Below are 18,096 nucleotides of genomic sequence, written 5' to 3' on the forward strand. Positions count from 1 at the left end.
AGGCTTAGCGCCCGCCCCGCGGAAAGCGAGCATCCTGTAGTGGAAATCAACCCCCTTGTTCAAAAACAACAAAGTTTGCGAAAACAGCCTTTAAAAAAGAGACAATAATAAATCACAAAACATTAAATAAACATCCCTGTAATGCCCTGGATGGTTCCGTAAATGGTCAGGATCATATAGAAAACGATAAACAGAATAAAATTGACCCGCCAAAACCCTTTTAGAATTCTGAAGAAATCAATTTCTTCTCTATACTTATAGTTAAGAATTGAAACAAATATAGCCACTATCAATAAAAATAAAATTAAGATCCAGAATAAAGAAACGTTCCATATCACTTTAATCATATAGTGTACAGAGAGCATAAAAAATAAAGTCGCAACATCTGCGGATATATGTACGGATTTCCGATGGCTTTTTGTTACTTGCTTTGCCACAATGAATGCAAACACATAACTTAGAATCGGAACAGTAATTAACGTTGCAGCAAAAACAGACAATATATGTGTCAATCCATTTCCTCCCCTTGCAGTTCCTTTCCTTTAACCATTGTGTATAAAAGTTTAGATAAAGCTGGTTCTTTTTTTCTAATAGAGGCTTGTTCCATAACAAATCCGAGTATCGCATCAATTTCAGTTACTCTCTTTTCTTCAATATCCCTGAGCATGGATGATTTATTGAGGGCCGTCTTTCTGCATATTCCTTCTATGTATTCTTGCATGTCAGCTTTGGAAACGTTGAAAATACCGGTAACTTCTTCAGTAAGCGTCTGGAACAGCTTATAGTAGTGGGTGTTTTTTAACAATTCTCCATTTGCGGCTCCAAGGACGGCCGTTAGTGGATTGATGCATGCATTCACTATAAGCTTTTTCAACATCATTTCGTAATAATCCTGCTCCATAACTAAAGGAAATAAATTTTTATCTGCTTTCAGCTTATAAAGATCAGCATGTCCTCTGAAGGCAGCAGCCCTTGTAACACCCAGACCAGTGTGTTTTATGGTATGATCATTTAATTTTAAAGCTCCGTGTTCTACGATTCCAATCCCGATATTGTGGTGCGGCAGTTTTTCCACCTGGCTCAGATGGGACATTCCATTCTGTACAAACAGGAGAGCCGCCCTGTTATCTCTAAGATAAGACAATACATCCTTAAGGTGGTAGGATTTCACGCAAACGATGAGCAGGTCTGCACCTGTTTTCATCTCTCGGATGGGCAGCGCCTCAACCATTGTAGAGCTTACAGTTTCTCCAAGGATAAGCTGAAGACCTTGCTTACAAATTACATCAGCCTGCCTCTCTGTTCTTGTATAAATCGTTACGTTATAGTCACGGGAGAGATACGCAGCGAACAGCAAGCCGATCGATCCCCCGCCGATAATACCAATCTTCATTTTATCCGCTCCCTATTCTTTATTCCATCTTAGCAAACACATAGGGAAACTGAAAATAGCTTTAGATTAGCATATAAAAATATCTGCTCCGTGCCATTATGGCAGAATTTTTCGATAAGTTATTATATAATGATAATAATAGCACGACCCATATTTCTAACAGCAACAGAAAGCGTTTCCACTAAAAAGACACGCTGACGGCTGAATTTAGGGGGCATAAAGATGAAGCATAAAGTGGTTAATTTACTTGTAAACTACAAAACTCTTGAAGAATTTAAATTATTTAAGGAATATGGCATCCAAGAGCTCTCCATGCTCGAAGATCTTCAGGACAATATTATTGAAGATGATAGCGAGTCTCCATTTTACGGTATATACTTTGGCGATAAACTGGTTGCCAGGATGAGCCTTTACAAGGTTACTGCTAAATACGACCGTTATTTTAATCCGCCGCAGGAATATTATGTGCTTTGGAAGCTCGAAGTACTGCCTGACTATCAAAGAAAAGGGTTCGGCCGAGCTCTAGTGGAGTATGCGAAAGGATTAGGCACTCCTCTCAAAACAAATCCAAGAATCCATTCCCAGGAATTCTGGAATAAGATGGGCTTTCAAAATGTCAGCTATGAGATGGAAAGGGATCTGGGAGAGAATCCGATGATCTGGCTTCCAAATGGTGTGAAGGAACAGCAAGCAGACCCAGCTTAACATATTAAACTAGCATCAGATGAACGATAAACACCCCGGCCAATGGCTCAGGGGTGTTTCTTTAGTCTTATTAGGAGCTTACAGAATCTACTTCTTAACTCTTTCGAGGTTTCCATTCTTATCCATTTGGAACTTGACGTTTTGCCCTTTTATTTCTTCCTCCAAAAACATGAGCTTTCTAGCTCTTTCCATAATTTGTATCAGAGCGCGGTAGTCATCTTCCACCGTCTTTAACTTTTCTTGAAGCTGTCTATTGAATTCGAGGGCACGTTCATGTTCCTTCTTTAATTGCTCAAGCTCTTGCTTTAATTCTTCGTTTTCCTGCTCTTTGGTTTTCCTGTGAAAGCTTTGATCATATTCAACAAGAAATTGAATCACATCATTAAGATTTATCAGAGGTTCACTGATGCTTTCCTGTACAGGCAGGTTCTTTTCTTGCGATTTTAGGGGAATCTCATTAACCGGTTCCTGTCCAGGTGCCTCAAAATGATTCTTTTTGCTTTGTTTTCGCTGCTTCTTAGCCAGCTCTATGCCAGACTTGTATTGTTTCCTAACAAAGGAATTCCACCTAAATCCACAAGCCGCTGATGTTCTTGAAAGTTTCTTCCCCACTTCCTCAAACGCTTTCAGCTGGGTGCTTCCTTCTCTTATATGACGCAAAACTACTTCGGCTAACAAAAGGTCTTCATCCTGGGACCAGGCATCCTGACGGGCAATGGACATGATCTTCACTCCTTGCAAGTTTTTATTTCATCATATGCACTTGCTAGAAAAGATAGAAGGTGAAAGATAATAATCAAAGAAATAAAAATATTTATTTAGATTTCTCCCTAAACATCTTCACCGCATCCAAGTGAACATCCGTCTCCCACAATCTCGAACACTCTTCAATCTCTGCATGAATTCTGTCTGACAGCATACTTGTCTCCCATTTCTGAACCAGCAGCTTTTTATAAGCCGTTAAAACCGCAGACTCCTTATTCAAAATCTTCTTTTGAAGAGATTCCCAGCCGCCGTTAAGGTTTTCAGAAATCATATAATCTATGAAACCAAGCTCTTTTGCTTTTTCAGCTGTATGTATTTCGCCCCCAAGCAGCAAGGTAAGGGCAGAACTGACTGGCATTTTTTCAAATAGAATAGAAGCACCGCCCCATCCTGTGGTTATTCCCTGGTTTCCTTGTACAAATCCCAGCTTTGCTGAACTGTGTGCCACTCTTATATCACAGGCTGCTGCAATTTCACAGCCTCCGCCAACCGCAATCCCATTTATATAAGCGATCGTGGGTTTTTGAATCGTTAATAATCGATACAGGAGGCTTCCCATGCGAGACAGCATGACGTGTGCTTCAGCTGCCGTTTTAAGCACGTGAAACTCCTTTAAATCTCCGCCTGCACAGAAAGCTTGCTTTCCCGCTCCTCGGATCACGACTGCTTTGATAGCAGGATCTTGTTCTGCCTGCTTTAGAGCCTCATCCAGCCCCTCCATCACTTCAAAATTAATTGCGTTTCTTTTTTCCGGCCTGTTAATCATGATCGTGTACAGCCCTATACGGGTTAAATCCGTTTTTACCGCATTTTCCATAAATACCTCCAGATGTAAAATGATACATAGATATGTTACTATTCGGCTTGCCAATAGCTATTCCCTTTACAGCCAGAGATATTTTGGAAACAAAAAAAGCACAGAGACTAGTCTCTGTGCCGCAAAAAGAAATTATTTGCTGATAACTTCTTTTCCTTTGTATGTTCCACAAGCTTTACAAATACGGTGAGCAAGTTTCATTTCACCGCAGTTTGGGCATGCTACCATACCTGGGACTTGAAGCTTAAAGTGTGTACGACGTTGTCTTTTAACAGTTTTAGAAGTTCTTCTAAAAGGTACAGCCATTATTCCCACCTCCTTAAAAATGAGTTAAGAAGCTAAGATATCCAGTAATCTGGTTCTTTCGCACTTTACGATTTGTTGTTTTCGTTGTCAAAGAAATTAGCCAGCTTCGCCAAGCGAGGGTCTACTTTCTTCTTTTGATCTTCCTCAGTCAATACTTCCCAATCCTTCCCGGATTGAGGGGCGGCATCTTCTGAATCAGTATCATCGCAGAATACCTGAATTGGTATTTCGATTAAGATGTTTTCTTTTATGACAGGCAATAAATCTATAACATCACCTTCTACTGAATAGGAATTCTCTGCATATGGATCTTCAAATTCAGCATTTAAAAGAAAAGTTTCGATCGTGTTAATATCAATTGGATATTCAACATCAACAAGAGTCCGTGAACAAGGTAAAATCAGCTTTCCATTAATATGGAGATGAAAAGTAATTTTGGAAGAACTAATATCCGCTCTGCCCGTAATATGCATGGGTGAAGCATCGCGAATCTGTTTATCCAGTTCCTTGATGTCGGAAACATCAACACTTTCATCTAATTGAAGATTTTTATCCCGGTACTTCTGAAGTTGATTAATTGTCCATTTCAAATGAATCACCTCGTAGGCAACAAAAGTAATTATATCGGTCATTCAACCGTTTGTCAATATTTTTTCTTTACACTATAATAGAGAAAAATAAACAGAAATTCCCTCCCTATTAAATAGTGGATAAGTACATACCATTTTAACACGTTCTAATAAAATGGCAAATTTTCTGTACCTGACGGTAATAAAGAGGTGAAATGATGAAATCGCTAGGAATAGTAGTGGAATATAATCCATTTCATAATGGCCACGCCTATCATATTCAAGAAAGCTTGAAAGCAACTGGTGCCGATTTAGTGATTGCCGTCATGAGCGGTAATTTTCTTCAGCGCGGCGAGCCGGCTCTTGTTAATAAATGGGCCAGAACGAAAATGGCATTGAAGGCCGGAGTGGACATTGTATTTGAATTGCCTTTTCCATTTGCGGCACAGCAGGCAGATATCTTTGCACGAGGAGCGATTGGGATCCTGGAAGCTGCAAGATGTAATTTTGTCTGTTTTGGAAGCGAAGAAGGGCAAATTGAACCTTTTCTTCAGGTACAATCCTTTATGTCACAGTGTCAAACAGAATACAATTCTTCCGTTAAAGAGTTCAGCAAAGCCGGGTACAGCTATCCTAAAGCCAGTTCACTCGCTTTTAAAAAAGTGGCTCAGGATACGGAGCTGCTAGACTTAAGCAAACCAAACAACATTTTGGGCCTACAATATGTCCAGGCCATAAAAGATTCCTATTCCATTCAACCCTGTACCATTCAGCGGATTATGGCCGATTATCACAGCACAGAGCTCGGCACCCACCCTATCGCCAGTGCAACAAGCATCCGGAAAAGACTATTTGAAGAGTCACTTTCTATTGATTCTGTAAAAAATCAGGTTCCTTCCTCTACAGTAAAGGAGCTTCTCCATTATCTTAACCAATACGAAGCGTTTCATAATTGGGAACTGTATTGGCCGCTTCTACAATATAAAATTATTTCATCCAGCAGCTCCGAGCTTGCCGGGATATATGAAGTGGAAGAAGGTCTGCAAAACCGCTTCAAGGGAGCAGCAGAATCTGCTGCATCGTTTAAGGAGTTTATGGAAAGCGTCAAGACAAAAAGATATACTTGGACCCGGCTGCAGCGTGTGTCCTTGAATATCCTTATGAACCGGAGCAAAGACCAGATGGCTGCCGAATCCAGAGAGCCGGCATATCTCCGACTCCTGGGTGCCACAGATAAAGGACGGCAGTATCTCCATCAGCAAAAGAAGAAATTCGATCTGCCTCTGATCACCAAACCTTCTTCTTATAAAGAAAAACTTGAGACAGATATCTTGGCCTCAATGATTCATGCACTGCCGTTAAATCCGGCAAATCAGACATTGATACGGAAAAGGGAATTCCAGCCGCCTGTCTTTTTAGACCATGAGAAAGGATCCTGATTCGTAAAATCAATCGTATTAGGTGAAAAGGAGACACCCGGGAGACATAAGATCAGCGGCCCTGCGAAAGGCCGCTGCCTTTTGATTCAATTGACTTATTCCTGCAGCTTGCAGAAGCATTCCCTAGAATGAAATCCCTGCTTAACAAAGCAGGGATTTCAGCTTGTGAGAAGAGGATTCTATCTCCATGGATTCTTTGGAACGAGGAGTCCACCATGGGGTTCCAGTTTATATGTACTCCTGAAAGGGTTAAGGAAATTTTTTCTTACCTAAATCATTATGCAATGTTCCATCATTTAAGGATCGGCTGGTAACAGCGCGAAAGTTTTTGATGCTTTTTATGTTATAATGTTATTTTTTTGTGGGTAAACCCATATATTTAGATGCTTTTTAATCAAAATGAGAACTCCCGATCCCTTGTTTATGTATTTTAGAAGGAGTATTTACAACTATGTAGAGCATGTGGGAGGAGCAGCATGATTTATGCTTAACTTTGTAGACTTTATGCTTAAGTTGAGAATGGTTACGCTTAAGATTTTAGGTCTTATGCTTATGTTTTCCACGTTTATGCTTATCTCCCTTGAACCAATGCGTATGCGGGGTGCTTTATGCTTATCCTGCTGCCTTTATGCTTTTCTTCCATTTCATATGCTGACTGCCGGGCGGGAATCCCCTGTCTGGCATCAGGCGCTTCGCCTAAAGCACTTCAACTAAAAAAGGCCGCCGGGACTATCCCGGCAGCATAACAGCCCAAGCAGAGTTATGTATCATTTTCTTTTTACTTCATCCAGATATTTCAGAGCATCTTCAAAGCTGTCTACAGGTACAATCTTCATGTCAGTGCCAATATCTTTTGCCGTTTTTACTGCAATATTGTAATTCGAATCCTTTTTTCCTTTTTCATTGGGCGCAAAGAATATCTCTGCTCCACTCTTATCGGCTGCAACAATCTTCTGATCGATGCCGCCAATCGGTCCCACAGTACCATCAGGGAAAATTTCACCAGTTCCGGCGATTTTCCGGCCCTTTGTTATATCCGCTTCTGTCAGCTGATCATAAATTTCCAGCGTAAACATCAAACCTGCTGACGGGCCGCCTATCTTCTCAGAATTAACCGTCACTTTTGGCTCGGTGGTTAAGTCTTTGTCATCTACCAGACTGATCCCAATTCCTACCCTGCCCTTTTGGCCAGGCAGCGGGGCAAGCTTCATTTTCTCGTTCATCGGCTTATTATTCCGCTCAATGCTGATCGAAATTTCTTCGCCCGCCTGTTTCTTGCTTAAATAGGCGATAAATTCCTTAGATGAGCGGAAGCTCTTCCCATTAAGCTTTACAATCCGGTCTCCCGGTTCTAAAACACCGTATGCAGGCAGCTTTTCAACCACATGCATTACATAAATGCCATTGAATTTTGATTGGACAGTCTGGCCGGCTTTTTTATAGGCGACCTCAATGGCACTTTCCTTTGAACCTTCCATCATATTCAGCTGTCTTACATTATATTCTTCATCTGTTTCGTCTTCGTTTCTTATCTGATTGATCGGGTACAGTTCCTGATACTTACTAAACTTTGCGATTAAATAGGTATAGATATTCGCTTTACCCATTCGGATTGTAGTAAGCATAAATTCTCCCTTGGATTCGTATCCGCCTTCCACATGGACTACAGGATCCAATTCCTCTGCCATGCCTGGCTTCGTTACATAAAATGGGAGTGTAATAAACGTTGAACCGAGAATGACGATCATAACGATAATGAACGAGCTTATGGAAACCTTACGGCTCATTCGGGTGCTGCTCCTTCCATTTTTGAATCGAAGCTTTAATTTTATCTACATTCTTTCTCGCCTCTTCTTCTCCAATACTAATCATTTCTTCTATATTTGTAAATGCTCGCGAACTGAATTGCTCTACTCTTGGACGAAGCATAATATCCGAAGCGAATTCTCTGTGCGTGACAAGCTCCATCTGCAGAATATCTAATGATTGCATAATCACATCATATATAGATTGAATTTCGAAGTTTTGTTTAATATGGGCAACCTCTACTCCTATTACGATATCTGCCCCCATATCCCTTACAACGGATACCGGAATCCGATCGACGACCCCTCCATCCACTAAAAGCCGGCTGCCAATTTTCTCAGGGACAAATATGCCTGGAATAGAAATACTCGCCCTTACCGCCTCAGCGATCGGACCTTTTGTGAAAACAACCTTTTCTCCTGTATTGATATCGGTCGCTACTACCGATACGGGTATATTCAATTCCTCCAGATTCTTTCCATATGTAAATAACCGAATAAACTCTTTTATTTTTTTCCCAGAAATCAGTCCCATTTTAGGTACAGTGAAATCAAGAAAGAATTTCCGCTTAAAAGCTGCGGATAACTTATACAGCCGCTCGAGATCCTGTCCTGATGCATAAAAACATCCCACCAATGCACCCATGGAGCTCCCTGCAAGCATGTGGACCGGTATTCCTTCATCCTTCAACACTTTTAAGACACCAAGATGAGCAAACCCTCTTGCGCCGCCAGATCCTAATGCTAAACCGATTTTAGGTTCTTCCATAAGAGGCAGCCCCCTTCCCCTGTCTTATTAAACTTATGGTCTAAAATGGGATATATGAGTATATGGTGTAATTAAGGACAAGTTACGTTTTTAAGTGTCTGTTTATCCGGAACATTTACGTGGCAGAACGTCATTTTAGCTGACTTCTTTTCTAGGGGGACGAAAAGGTTGAATAGATCGAGATTTAAAACGATTGTTTTATCAGCTTCGGCTGTCTTTTTAGCCGGGGCTCTAATTAAATTCCCACAGGAAGCATTTCAAGCATCCATCAGGGGTTTGAATATGTGGTGGGAAATAGTATTTCCTTCCCTCCTGCCGTTTCTTATAGTTTCCGAGATGCTGATAGGCTTTGGTGTAGTTCGATTTATAGGCGTCCTGCTTGAGCCTTTTATGAGGCCATTATTTAGAGTTCCGGGTGTAGGCGGCTTTGTTTGGGCGATGGGTATGGCTTCCGGATTTCCTGTAGGCGCAAAATTAACAGCAAGGCTGCGGCAGGAAGGCCAGTTAACTCGTACAGAAGCGGAAAGGCTGGTGGCCTTCACTAATTGTTCCAACCCTATCTTCATATTTGGAGCAGTTTCGATCGGTTTTTTCTATAATACAAGGTTAGGCATCATTCTGGCCCTCGCCCATTATTTATCCAATTTTACCGTCGGACTTATGATGAGATTTTACGGCAAAGGTGATGTCTTATCCTCGGAAAAAGGCAGGAAAAAAATATCAATCAAAGCTGCATTGATAGCCCTTCACCGTACACGGATCAAGGAAAACAGGCCTATTGGGAAGATGCTTGGAGATGCCGTTCAGTCTTCTATCAATACCCTTCTCATGATCGGGGGCTTTGTCATATTATTTTCCGTAATTAACAAACTCTTATTCCACATGGGGATTACGGCCGTTTTATCCGGCGGCATGAAACAGATATTAAACCTGTTCAGCTTTTCTGATTCATTAAGTGTTCCACTATTTGCCGGTATATTCGAAATCACCCTCGGCTCCCAAATGATAAGCCAGGCGCAGGAAGCATCTCTTCTTCATCAAGTTATCATTACCAGCTTTGTTTTAGCCTTCAGCGGATTTAGTATACAGGCTCAGGTTGCCAGCATACTCGCTGAAACAGACATCCGTTTCTTCCCATTCTTTGTGGCGAGAATACTCCAGGGATTGTTTGCTGGTCTATATGCACTCCTGTTATGGAAGCCGCTGTATGAAAATAATTGCTGCCAGGAAAAGGCATTGAATGTACTGCCGGCTGGATGGGTTCCCGAAACGGATTATATGAGTTCATTCTTTTATATACTCGGAAAATTCGGACCCATCTTTACTATATTATCACTTTGTTTGTACATAGCCATCCTTTCCCTCCGTCTTTTTCAAGCGTCGCGGCATTGAGAAAAGCGAAGGATGGTGCTTTTCCAAATTTCACTTTTTTCAATTTCTTTTTAAAAAAAACAGCATCCCCTTTGGAATGCTGTTTTGATGTTTATGTATATTTTTTTAACAAGGCCTTCTTCACCACAGCAGGTACCAGTTCAGAAATGTCTCCGCCATACTTGGCCACTTCCTTGACAATGCTCGAGCTCAGGAAAGAGTATTGATTATTGGTCATAATAAAGAATGTTTCAATCTGCTCATTTAACAAGCGGTTCATTGAGGTAATCTGCATTTCATACTCAAAATCGGAAACCGCCCTTAATCCTCTAATGATCGCATGTGCTTGAATACTCTTTGCATACTCCACTAAAAGGCCTTGAAAAGAACCTACCTTCACGTTTGGAATATGAGTAGTTGCCTGGCTGATCAAATCCAATCTCTCATCCACCGAAAACAAAGGGGTTTTGGAACTGTTATTTAATACGACAACATACACTTCATCAAAAACCTTTGCCCCTCTTTGAATGATATCGAGATGTCCATTTGTAATCGGATCAAAACTTCCAGGACAAACTGCAATTTTACCCATTTTAATTCTCCTCTAATTATATATACTCTTCTAACATCCGCCAGGGGGGTTAGGAATGTTTATAAATTGTAACCGCAATCATCCCATACTTCTCCTGTCTCCATAATATAAGATTCTCAAATTCCCTATCTAATATTACATCGGAAGCATGCTCACAAACGATAATACCTTTTTCACTCAAAAGATTATTTTCCTCAATCATGGAAACCAAATTTTCAAGTATATGTTTTTTATAAGGCGGATCCAGCAGAATCAGATCAAACGAAAGCTCTCTTTTAATAATCGCTTTTAACGCTCTCTCGGATTCATTCTTATACACCTCTGCCTGCTCTTGAAAGCTGCATGCTTCAAGATTCGACCTGATTGTACTGATGGCTTTATGATCGCGGTCAACAAAAATCCCCTGCTCCATTCCCCTGCTTAGAGCCTCGATGCCAAGGCCTCCACTCCCTGCAAAGAGATCTAATACACGTCCGCCATCAAAATAAGGTCCAATTATATTAAAAATCGATTCTTTTACTTTATCTGTTGTCGGACGAGTTTGGTTGCCAGGTACAGCCTTAAGCGGCCTTCCTTTACAACTCCCTGAAACGACCCTCATAGTTTTTCACCACATTTATAAGCAAAATAAAATTCTATCCTATCCTAACATATTGAAAGTAATCAGCCAAATGTTTGTTAGATAAATCCTTCCAAGATACGGCCAGTAGCGTGCACAACCCAAAAAAATTCAACCAGCATGAATAATAGCCCCTTAACCTGCCCATACTGTCTATTAACAGCATCTTATTCGAGGATGTTGTTGCCAACCGCGGAGAAGACTTACGTTTCCCCATAAGTTCTTCCTCCGGTTTCTCCTCTCCCTTTGCCTTCTTTCCTTTTATGAAGGATATAGAAGGACCCTGCAGATTATGTCTGCAGGGTTTTTTATTTTTGGGATTACAGCCTGGCGATGATTGATTGGATCAAGTGGTCTATTTTAATGGCTGCTCTTTCTGCGCGGAGTATATCATCTGCTGGATAAATACTAGCTGTCTGGACAATTTTGTCTTTATTATGTAGACCGGCTACGTTTTGAAGAAATGGATTACCACACGCAGGATCCCATCGAGTGTTCTGTCTTTGCTGCCACCAATTTTCTTCATACTTACCGTGCTGTGCTCCCCCTGCATTTACTTCGATCTATCGGAAAAATACAAATACCGCGCAATTCTCCGTATTTACCATTCAAACCTTCTCAAGCTTTAAATAACATGATACATTTTAAAAAGCATTAGTCTGTCCTCAAGCTATATAACAGACAACATAGGAGGAGCGAAAATGATCCAACGATTCATTGAACTGGGAGAAGGATATTCAGATATTTACGAGCTGCTTGAAATCGGCCGTGCCAGCCGCGGGAGGGTATTGCGTCTATTAGCTTTTCATACCACAAAAGAAGGAAGGCAGGTAACATCGCTCGCCATCACCATGCAGCCAACCGATCCTGGTGAATTCCAGCCAATCTATATATGCAGAGAAGGCATACCCAATCCTGCCGTCACACCAAACAAACGGTACGACCTCTTTGCCGAACTCGCATATGAACTAGAAAAACCCATCATCGAACTAGATGTAAAACCTTCAAATGCATTTGCCGAAAAAGAACTATTCTACCAGCATCTCATCGGGATCCTCAGAATGAACAAATACCTGCCGCCGATGAAATGAAAAGCGGAAAGCGGTCCGGAGCGAGAGCGAAGGAGAAACCCGAATAGCATAAGACAAAAGCAGGCTGTGAGAAGCGTTCTTTCTTCTCATGGACTGATTGGCTAAGTCTCGAGGGTCTCAGCTTGGAGCTAGACAACATGAAAAGCGGAGAACGGTGCTTTTCACATAAACATTGCTCTAAGCAGTCTGATGATCTTAACTATTAAACAATAATACTGGTTGAAAAGCAGACACCTGATAAAGAAGACTTGCTGATTGGCGAGCGATAGCGATGACAGAAGCTTAGTCGCACTTATGCGAAAGCAAGGCATAAGAAAAGCGGCAGCGAAAGGCCGTTCCTGCCTTTTGATGCCGCTTGGCTTATGACCGAAGGTGGCAGTTCGCAGCTAGACAACTAGAAAAGCGGAAAGCGGTCCGGAGCGAGAGCGAAGGATAGACCCGAGCAGCATAAGACAAGCAGGCTGTGAGAAGCGTTCTTTCTTCTCTGTGACTATTGCTTTGGGCTCAAGTAAAGCCCTTCCTTCCTGAGGGTTGGCAATGAACAGCAATTAACCAAAAGCCAGCCACCTCGTATAGGCCTTTATAGTAGTATTGAGTAATAAGCATAAAAGTCCAGAAGGTAAGCATAAACATTTAAATGTTAAGCATAAACCAGGCAAACATAAGCATAAAATCGAGAAACACAAGCATACGTTTGTAAAAGAGAAGCATATCTTACTTAAGATAAGCATAATGAACCTGTAACAAGCATAACAGCCATTGATAAGCATAAATTGCATACAAGTTTTATCGAAAAATGAAGATCAGCTATAAAGCTGGTCTTTTTTAACTCTTTTTTATTAAAAAATAACTAAAATTATTGCGATTTTCCATCAAGTGTAACCACACCGGGTTGATATCTATCACAAACATCGATTCCACAATGATAAATTAAAGGGCTTCACATAACAAACTCGGTTATTATCGGAAAAACAGTCATAAAAATCTCTAGTCCAATACGGCAGAACAAACAAAAAAGGCAAGATTCCAAGATCTGAATCTTACCTTTTTATAATTCCATTTTATAATCGTATTCTTTTGCTTTGTCGGGTTTGGAGTTTTCGTATTCCAGTTTGAGGAATGGTTTATAGGAAAGTTCCACTTTTTTTACAAAGGAATAGCTTTGTATTTTTTCGGCGAGTGCTTCTACCTCGTCCATGTTGGTATAAAGGACCACATATTTTAATTTTTTTGATACATAGTGTATATTGCCATATCTTCTTAGCATTTTTACTTGTTTAAGTGTATGCAGCCAGATGATGATGCTTTGCCTTGAACCGATCATATCTAATTCTCCTCAATGTAAGGGCTATATAGTTAGTGTAGCATAGAGAAAACTTTTTTATCAATATTAAATAACTTGCCGCCTTCTGCAATTCTTTATTAACATAGACATATAGAGAAGTAAAACCATACATCAGGTTAAATGTGGTTTCTTGGAAAACAGCCTTTACCACAATAAAAAGGTGGGGAAAGCTTTGGATTTAGAAGAGATATGGTCACTTTTTATAGATACTCTTGATAAGAATCCTCATGTCCACTCTGCCGTGTATAAAAAGTCAGCCGGCATTCCTTTTTTATATGTTACATCTGTAAGCGATCCTTTCGAAATACCTCAGGCTGAAGAAATGATAAAAGAGGCTTCCGCACAGGTCATGAAGGGAAAACAGCTTCATAGTGAAACAGTTTTTGTCCGGCAGAGTGATTCGCTGTTTGTTTTCCGCCATAGATTTTATGTGCCTCAGCGAAAGATGTTTTGCTGTGGAAATCTATGTGCTGATTGTATCCGCTTTAATCCTAGGTAAGCGAAATTGCATCTACGGCTGGCAAAATACTCCATCATTAAGAAGCTATAAAAAAAGCCAAAATCATCATATTATGATGATTTTGGCTCTTCTTTTTTATGAGCAGCCACAGCTTCCCCCGCTGCCGCAGCCTCCTGAACAGCTTGAGCCGCTGTCAAAGAACGGATTTCCTGTTGGAACCTTAATATGCTGTGAAACAGCACGGCCTACACGGACGCTCACCTCATCAAGAAGGTTTTGCAGTTCGGTTTCTGCTAATTTATATGCTGCAATTGTCGGGTGCAAATCCATGTCTCTTTTTAGCTGTCTGGCATTTAGTGAGACTTCACGGTAATTTGGATGATATTTTCCAAATCGTTGGACTTCTTCATAGAGTTCCTTGATTTTAGAGAATTTCCTGATTTTCTCCTGTGCAAGCTTGTCCGCCTGCATTTTATATAAAGAAAGAAAATATTGCTCGCCGATATCGGATTCAATAATGGCCTGGGCAAGTTCTTCCGCATAATCTATAATTTCAACACTTTCTACAGTAGCAAGCATCAGCCCACCTCCATCCCTTATTTTAACATTTTCGTTCCAGAGATGCGAACATGAATATTTGGAATAAATACCCACTCGCTTTTTAACCATATCTAGAATGGTATTTCACTTGCAGACCCGGCTACGGAATCCTGCCGGAATAGTAGTAATGAGAATAGCTGAAGGGCCATTCTCCGCTGCTAATGATCCTTTTAGTAGAGACCAGGACTTTCCATCATTAATCAGCTTAGCATTCTCCATTTATGTATCTCGTTACCAAGCTGTAAGTTTGGCTGGATCGCCTTTTTAAATTATTTTCTGCTGGATCGTGTCTTTTTAGTCCCTGTGCAAAGAAAACCTCTTTCTTCCATAAAAGAGGCTTTCTCATTTTACTGCATTCATGGTTTGAAACATAGAAATCATCATGGAAGCCATCTGTACTCCATTTGTAAGCTGCGAAACACGGTCTGGAATAGACTTTTTAAAAAAATAAACAGCTTCCGTCTCCATTTTTTGGATCTGGTGCGGGTTTCTGGTTAATCTTCTGTACCAGATTGGCTGCAGTCTTAAATAATTCTTTAAGTCTTCATTACCTTCAATCATTTCTAAGACATCTTTTCTCAAGAAGCAGTCTCCTTTGTCAATCTTTTCTTAGTGCAAACGGATTTGGCGGTTTACTTTCGGTTGGAACTGTGTTTTCCGGTTTGCTTTGAAACTGGGTCAAGAGCCCCTGAACAGCTGATATTGCCTGGCCTAATGAGGAGATATGGGATTGGATCTGATCCATATCCATATTTTTTATCGTGGATAATAAGGTAGAGACTAGCGCATTTTTACTATCCTTCTCATCTTTTTCCCCTGAGTGATGTATATCAGCCGGACCTTCGTAATATTCAAGCCATTTCTGATCTTCTTCCCCAAGCAAGTACCATTCTTCATAAATCTCCTGCCAGGAATAACGGCCCTTTCTGACCTCCGATACAAGCTTCGGGTGACTTTTCACAAATTCTTTGAATCTTCCGATTGAATTATTCTGTTTTTCTGTCAATTTCCTCACACCTCGCAGCCATGACATTTGCCTATTACAAACTATGCAATCTGGCATAAAACTGTTCCTAAAGAATCAACTTTGACCCAAAAGATCCATACAAAATATAATGGATGTATAAGACTGGAAAAACTCTGCTGCCACGACCAGTACCGCTGCTTTTTCATATGCGTTTTGAAAAACAATATACTATCCTATTCACTTAAAGGAGAGATAAAGTGGGAAAGAAAATTGATGATTTGGTAAATGAAATTTTGAGTAACGGTTCGGAGACCGATAAGCAGGTGCTTGAACAGGTTCTTACAGGTATAGCTAAAAAACCAGGGAAGAAACAAACGTATATCAATTTACTTTTTGGATTTGAGACAGAATGGACAGCTGACGGTATAATTATGTCGATGCCAGTCACTCCGCTGGCTCATAATAGCTTGGGAATTGTACATGGCGGAATCATAACCACTCTTGCAGACACTGCAATGGGAACCCTGGCAAATAAGATAGTATCCGACGGTCAAGCGGCAGTTACTGCCGAAATACAAGTCCACTTTTTAAAAGAAGCCACAGGAAAAAGTTTATTGTGTAAATGCAGTGTTTTACATAAAGGAAGGAAAACAATGGTCTTTGAAAGCAAAGTATATCGGGAAGATGGAATATTGTGCGGCCATTCCACAGGCAGTTTCTTCGTTCTTCCTAAGAGGACGTAAATGGTCACTGCGATAGTCATACCTGCCATCTGTATCTATTTCTTTTGGCTGACTAAACGAGAGCTGAAGGCCCAGGAAAGTAAATGGAAGAGCTTAGGTTATGTAAATGAAGACTATTTGGTAAAAGGGAAAGTCGTTAGTATGAAGAGTGAGAAACAGAAATTTCATTATGGCAGGTATATTTATGTTTTCACTTTCGTTATTGCCACGGATTCTGGACGTATCACAGCAATAAAAAAATTGCCTGCAAGAGAAGATAATGATTTCCCCTCTATGCCTTTTCAGACAGAAGAACGAGTTTTAGTGTACGGAGAGTGGCGCGAACATCAATTTGTAATCAATAGAATAGATAAACAAAATAAAACAGACTGCCCTTTTGCTTAAGGCCGTCTGTTTTATTGGACAAAATTCTGTGTATAATATTTACGGTATACCCCGACTCCGATTCCTGTAAATTCTTCATTCAGCATCGCATCCCGATGGCCCTTGCTGTTAAGCCAGCCTGCTACAGCAGCTATACCATCCACATAATTTGCGGCAATGTTTTCCCCGGCTAATGTATAAGAGATATTACTTTCTTCCAGCCGGTCTGATAGTTCACCTTTAGTGGGTGAGGTATGCGAAAAATATTCATCTGTGTGCATATCTTTGCTGTGAAGATAGGCTACTTCAGAGACGTCGTCAAGCAGATTAAGCTCTTGTAATTCGAAACGGGTCCTGACAATATTGGTAATATCATAGATTTGATTTGCATTTCCTTCTTCAATCCTCTTCCAGTGCAGTTCATCTGGAGTGGCAGGTTGTGCGAGTCCCCCCCGGTAGATAAGCTCATATGGCCGTAGCTGCACCAATGTCTCAGCATCGAGGAACCTGACACTTGAGACGCTTCCGGTAAACTTATCCAAATATAACTGGGCATAGATATTATCGAGCTTTATTAAAGGCCTCGTATTAAGATCCTCTTCTGACAGTTCAAACCGATAGGTAGTTCCCTTGTTTTTGAAGTCTATAGATGTGCTTATATTGACGCGGCTGAAAAGATCATTAATTGGCTGTCCGACTTTAAAGGGAGCGATATTAACATTGCTGCCAATTCCGTATACTGTGACAGCTTTGTTGTCCTTAACCCCTATTTGGAAATAATTTTGTGGATCTTGATTGTAGATCCACCATTCATACCCATACAAGGAAAGATCTTTTCGGACGGGATTACCGAATTGCTTGATAATGGTCTTTGACTCTTTTCCAATGATTGCTGATAGTCCTGTTTTAGGTCTTGGCAATTTTGAGGTCGCTTTTTGAGCAGGCTGGCTGGCAATCTGTTCTGTGTCGTTATTCTGCCTGATATTTTTCTCACCATTCAATACAGGATTATTTTGAGAATCATCCCCAATATCCACATAGATGCCGATAATAAAAAAAACGACAGAAAGAATTAAAACTTTCAATACTGCTTTCAGAGGATACCTCCTCCCTTGTACTGTAATTTACTCTTCAGGGGTTTATTTAAAAATAGGCTCTTTTCTAAAAGATTGTTGTTTTTTTATAAGTTCTGTGAACAAACCCTATTGTTAAACAGGTTGATTGGAACGTAAGGTGCGAGACTCCTGCGGGAGCAGCGGGTATTGTCCAGCTCCGGACTGACACCGCGGGTCTAGACAATCGCCATTAAAAGGAAAAATCGGCCTTTTACTGCCGCTAGTCTTATGCCGGGCTAACGCACGAAGCACAGGATGTGCG

The 18,096-nt window shown here is 40.7% G+C and carries 22 protein-coding genes; 7 read left to right on the plus strand and 15 right to left on the minus strand.

Annotated elements, in window-relative coordinates:
- Nucleotides 1-122: 122 nt before the first annotated feature.
- Together CUU66_RS22425 and CUU66_RS22430 are read right to left on the minus strand one after the other, a co-directional pair.
- Nucleotides 123-512, minus strand: coding sequence for a DUF3397 domain-containing protein (locus CUU66_RS22425; protein WP_101645628.1), 390 nt, complete (start codon nt 510-512; stop codon nt 123-125).
- Complete coding sequence (locus CUU66_RS22430) at nt 509-1,393, minus strand: 2-dehydropantoate 2-reductase (RefSeq protein WP_101645629.1); 885 nt, start codon at nt 1,391-1,393, stop codon at nt 509-511. Before CUU66_RS22430 ends, CUU66_RS22425 begins: the two co-directional genes overlap by 4 nt.
- 222 nt (nt 1,394-1,615) lie before the next feature.
- Here CUU66_RS22430 and CUU66_RS22435 point away from each other — a divergent pair, with 222 nt between their 5' ends.
- Nucleotides 1,616-2,098 (plus strand): N-acetyltransferase, encoded by a 483-nt coding sequence (locus tag CUU66_RS22435; RefSeq protein ID WP_101645630.1) that lies wholly within the window; start codon nt 1,616-1,618, stop codon nt 2,096-2,098.
- Between the two features lie 87 nt (nt 2,099-2,185).
- Here CUU66_RS22435 and CUU66_RS22440 read toward each other — a convergent pair whose 3' ends face one another.
- From CUU66_RS22440 to CUU66_RS22455, 4 genes are all read right to left on the minus strand, one after another.
- Nucleotides 2,186-2,821, minus strand: coding sequence for an RsfA family transcriptional regulator (locus tag CUU66_RS22440; RefSeq protein ID WP_101645631.1), 636 nt, complete (start codon nt 2,819-2,821; stop codon nt 2,186-2,188).
- A 91-nt stretch (nt 2,822-2,912) separates the two neighbouring features.
- Entirely contained in the window at nt 2,913-3,680 is a 768-nt protein-coding gene (locus CUU66_RS22445) for an enoyl-CoA hydratase/isomerase family protein (RefSeq protein ID WP_101645632.1), read from the minus strand.
- 132 nt (nt 3,681-3,812) lie between these two features.
- On the minus strand, nt 3,813-3,986 hold the full coding sequence (gene rpmF / locus CUU66_RS22450; protein ID WP_101645633.1) for a 50S ribosomal protein L32: 174 nt from the start codon (nt 3,984-3,986) through the stop codon (nt 3,813-3,815).
- Between the two features lie 65 nt (nt 3,987-4,051).
- On the minus strand, nt 4,052-4,576 hold the full coding sequence (locus tag CUU66_RS22455) for a YceD family protein (RefSeq protein WP_101645634.1): 525 nt from the start codon (nt 4,574-4,576) through the stop codon (nt 4,052-4,054).
- A gap of 194 nt (nt 4,577-4,770) precedes the next feature.
- On the opposite strand from CUU66_RS22455, the gene CUU66_RS22460 reads away from it, so the two are divergent.
- Nucleotides 4,771-5,994 (plus strand): nucleotidyltransferase, encoded by a 1,224-nt coding sequence (locus CUU66_RS22460; protein ID WP_257968108.1) that lies wholly within the window; start codon nt 4,771-4,773, stop codon nt 5,992-5,994.
- Nucleotides 5,995-6,761: 767 nt separating this feature from the next.
- On the opposite strand, the gene CUU66_RS22470 is transcribed toward CUU66_RS22460, so the two are convergent.
- Together CUU66_RS22470 and CUU66_RS22475 are read right to left on the minus strand one after the other, a co-directional pair.
- Entirely contained in the window at nt 6,762-7,781 is a 1,020-nt protein-coding gene (locus CUU66_RS22470) for a SepM family pheromone-processing serine protease (protein ID WP_101645637.1), read from the minus strand.
- On the minus strand, nt 7,771-8,568 hold the full coding sequence (locus CUU66_RS22475) for a patatin-like phospholipase family protein (RefSeq protein ID WP_101645638.1): 798 nt from the start codon (nt 8,566-8,568) through the stop codon (nt 7,771-7,773). Before CUU66_RS22475 ends, CUU66_RS22470 begins: the two co-directional genes overlap by 11 nt.
- Nucleotides 8,569-8,736: 168 nt before the next feature.
- On the opposite strand from CUU66_RS22475, the gene ylbJ reads away from it, so the two are divergent.
- Nucleotides 8,737-9,960 (plus strand): sporulation integral membrane protein YlbJ, encoded by a 1,224-nt coding sequence (ylbJ, locus tag CUU66_RS22480; RefSeq protein ID WP_101645639.1) that lies wholly within the window; start codon nt 8,737-8,739, stop codon nt 9,958-9,960.
- A 91-nt stretch (nt 9,961-10,051) separates the two neighbouring features.
- Here the strand turns inward: ylbJ and coaD are convergent, their stop codons facing one another.
- The gene (gene coaD / locus CUU66_RS22485; RefSeq protein WP_101645640.1) at nt 10,052-10,531 is read right to left on the minus strand and encodes a pantetheine-phosphate adenylyltransferase; all 480 of its coding nucleotides are present in this window, start codon (nt 10,529-10,531) and stop codon (nt 10,052-10,054) included.
- Between the two features lie 49 nt (nt 10,532-10,580).
- Nucleotides 10,581-11,132 (minus strand): 16S rRNA (guanine(966)-N(2))-methyltransferase RsmD, encoded by a 552-nt coding sequence (gene rsmD, locus CUU66_RS22490; RefSeq protein WP_101645641.1) that lies wholly within the window; start codon nt 11,130-11,132, stop codon nt 10,581-10,583.
- 719 nt (nt 11,133-11,851) lie between these two features.
- Between rsmD and CUU66_RS22500 the strand changes: the two genes are divergently transcribed.
- Nucleotides 11,852-12,241, plus strand: coding sequence for a DUF7147 family protein (locus CUU66_RS22500; protein ID WP_101645643.1), 390 nt, complete (start codon nt 11,852-11,854; stop codon nt 12,239-12,241).
- 1,048 nt (nt 12,242-13,289) lie between these two features.
- Here the strand turns inward: CUU66_RS22500 and CUU66_RS22505 are convergent.
- On the minus strand, nt 13,290-13,565 hold the full coding sequence (locus CUU66_RS22505; RefSeq protein ID WP_101645644.1) for a YlbG family protein: 276 nt from the start codon (nt 13,563-13,565) through the stop codon (nt 13,290-13,292).
- A gap of 193 nt (nt 13,566-13,758) precedes the next feature.
- On the opposite strand from CUU66_RS22505, the gene CUU66_RS22510 reads away from it, so the two are divergent.
- Nucleotides 13,759-14,085 carry a hypothetical protein gene (locus tag CUU66_RS22510; protein ID WP_101645645.1) on the plus strand — a complete coding sequence of 109 codons (327 nt, stop codon included), beginning with the start codon at nt 13,759-13,761 and terminating at the stop codon, nt 14,083-14,085.
- Between the two features lie 96 nt (nt 14,086-14,181).
- On the opposite strand, the gene CUU66_RS22515 is transcribed toward CUU66_RS22510, so the two are convergent.
- The 3 genes from CUU66_RS22515 to CUU66_RS22525 all read right to left on the minus strand — a co-directional run bounded on the left by CUU66_RS22515 (nt 14,182) and on the right by CUU66_RS22525 (nt 15,652).
- The gene (locus CUU66_RS22515) at nt 14,182-14,625 is read right to left on the minus strand and encodes a YlbF family regulator (RefSeq protein ID WP_101645646.1); all 444 of its coding nucleotides are present in this window, start codon (nt 14,623-14,625) and stop codon (nt 14,182-14,184) included.
- A gap of 363 nt (nt 14,626-14,988) precedes the next feature.
- On the minus strand, nt 14,989-15,228 hold the full coding sequence (locus CUU66_RS22520) for a YlbE-like family protein (RefSeq protein ID WP_101645647.1): 240 nt from the start codon (nt 15,226-15,228) through the stop codon (nt 14,989-14,991).
- 16 nt (nt 15,229-15,244) lie between these two features.
- Complete coding sequence (locus CUU66_RS22525) at nt 15,245-15,652, minus strand: YlbD family protein (RefSeq protein ID WP_180955399.1); 408 nt, start codon at nt 15,650-15,652, stop codon at nt 15,245-15,247.
- 218 nt (nt 15,653-15,870) lie between these two features.
- Between CUU66_RS22525 and CUU66_RS22530 the strand changes: the two genes are divergently transcribed.
- Together CUU66_RS22530 and CUU66_RS22535 are read left to right on the plus strand one after the other, a co-directional pair.
- A complete protein-coding gene (locus CUU66_RS22530) occupies nt 15,871-16,356 on the plus strand; it encodes a PaaI family thioesterase (protein WP_101645649.1) in 486 nt (161 codons plus the stop codon).
- On the plus strand, nt 16,357-16,740 hold the full coding sequence (locus CUU66_RS22535) for a hypothetical protein (RefSeq protein ID WP_101645650.1): 384 nt from the start codon (nt 16,357-16,359) through the stop codon (nt 16,738-16,740).
- 11 nt (nt 16,741-16,751) lie between these two features.
- On the opposite strand, the gene CUU66_RS22540 is transcribed toward CUU66_RS22535, so the two are convergent.
- Nucleotides 16,752-17,804: a CAP domain-containing protein gene (locus CUU66_RS22540; protein ID WP_257968110.1), complete on the minus strand. Its 1,053-nt coding sequence runs from the start codon at nt 17,802-17,804 to the stop codon at nt 16,752-16,754.
- Nucleotides 17,805-18,096 lie beyond the last annotated feature (292 nt).

It is taken from the genome of Peribacillus deserti, from assembly GCF_002863585.1.
GTDB classification, from domain to species: domain Bacteria; phylum Bacillota; class Bacilli; order Bacillales; family DSM-1321; genus Paraperibacillus; species Paraperibacillus deserti_A.

Coding starts and splice junctions, on each gene's coding strand:
- CUU66_RS22430 (WP_101645629.1), bottom strand. CDS start 1,393: ATGAAGATTGGTATTATCGGCGGGGGATCGATCGGCTTGCTGTTCGCT.
- CUU66_RS22435 (WP_101645630.1), top strand. CDS start 1,616: ATGAAGCATAAAGTGGTTAATTTACTTGTAAACTACAAAACTCTTGAA.
- CUU66_RS22440 (WP_101645631.1), bottom strand. CDS start 2,821: ATGTCCATTGCCCGTCAGGATGCCTGGTCCCAGGATGAAGACCTTTTG.
- CUU66_RS22445 (WP_101645632.1), bottom strand. CDS start 3,680: ATGGAAAATGCGGTAAAAACGGATTTAACCCGTATAGGGCTGTACACG.
- rpmF (WP_101645633.1), bottom strand. CDS start 3,986: ATGGCTGTACCTTTTAGAAGAACTTCTAAAACTGTTAAAAGACAACGT.
- CUU66_RS22460 (WP_257968108.1), top strand. CDS start 4,771: ATGATGAAATCGCTAGGAATAGTAGTGGAATATAATCCATTTCATAAT.
- CUU66_RS22470 (WP_101645637.1), bottom strand. CDS start 7,781: ATGAGCCGTAAGGTTTCCATAAGCTCGTTCATTATCGTTATGATCGTC.
- CUU66_RS22475 (WP_101645638.1), bottom strand. CDS start 8,568: ATGGAAGAACCTAAAATCGGTTTAGCATTAGGATCTGGCGGCGCAAGA.
- coaD (WP_101645640.1), bottom strand. CDS start 10,531: ATGGGTAAAATTGCAGTTTGTCCTGGAAGTTTTGATCCGATTACAAAT.
- rsmD (WP_101645641.1), bottom strand. CDS start 11,132: ATGAGGGTCGTTTCAGGGAGTTGTAAAGGAAGGCCGCTTAAGGCTGTA.
- CUU66_RS22500 (WP_101645643.1), top strand. CDS start 11,852: ATGATCCAACGATTCATTGAACTGGGAGAAGGATATTCAGATATTTAC.
- CUU66_RS22505 (WP_101645644.1), bottom strand. CDS start 13,565: ATGATCGGTTCAAGGCAAAGCATCATCATCTGGCTGCATACACTTAAA.
- CUU66_RS22515 (WP_101645646.1), bottom strand. CDS start 14,625: ATGCTTGCTACTGTAGAAAGTGTTGAAATTATAGATTATGCGGAAGAA.
- CUU66_RS22535 (WP_101645650.1), top strand. CDS start 16,357: ATGGTCACTGCGATAGTCATACCTGCCATCTGTATCTATTTCTTTTGG.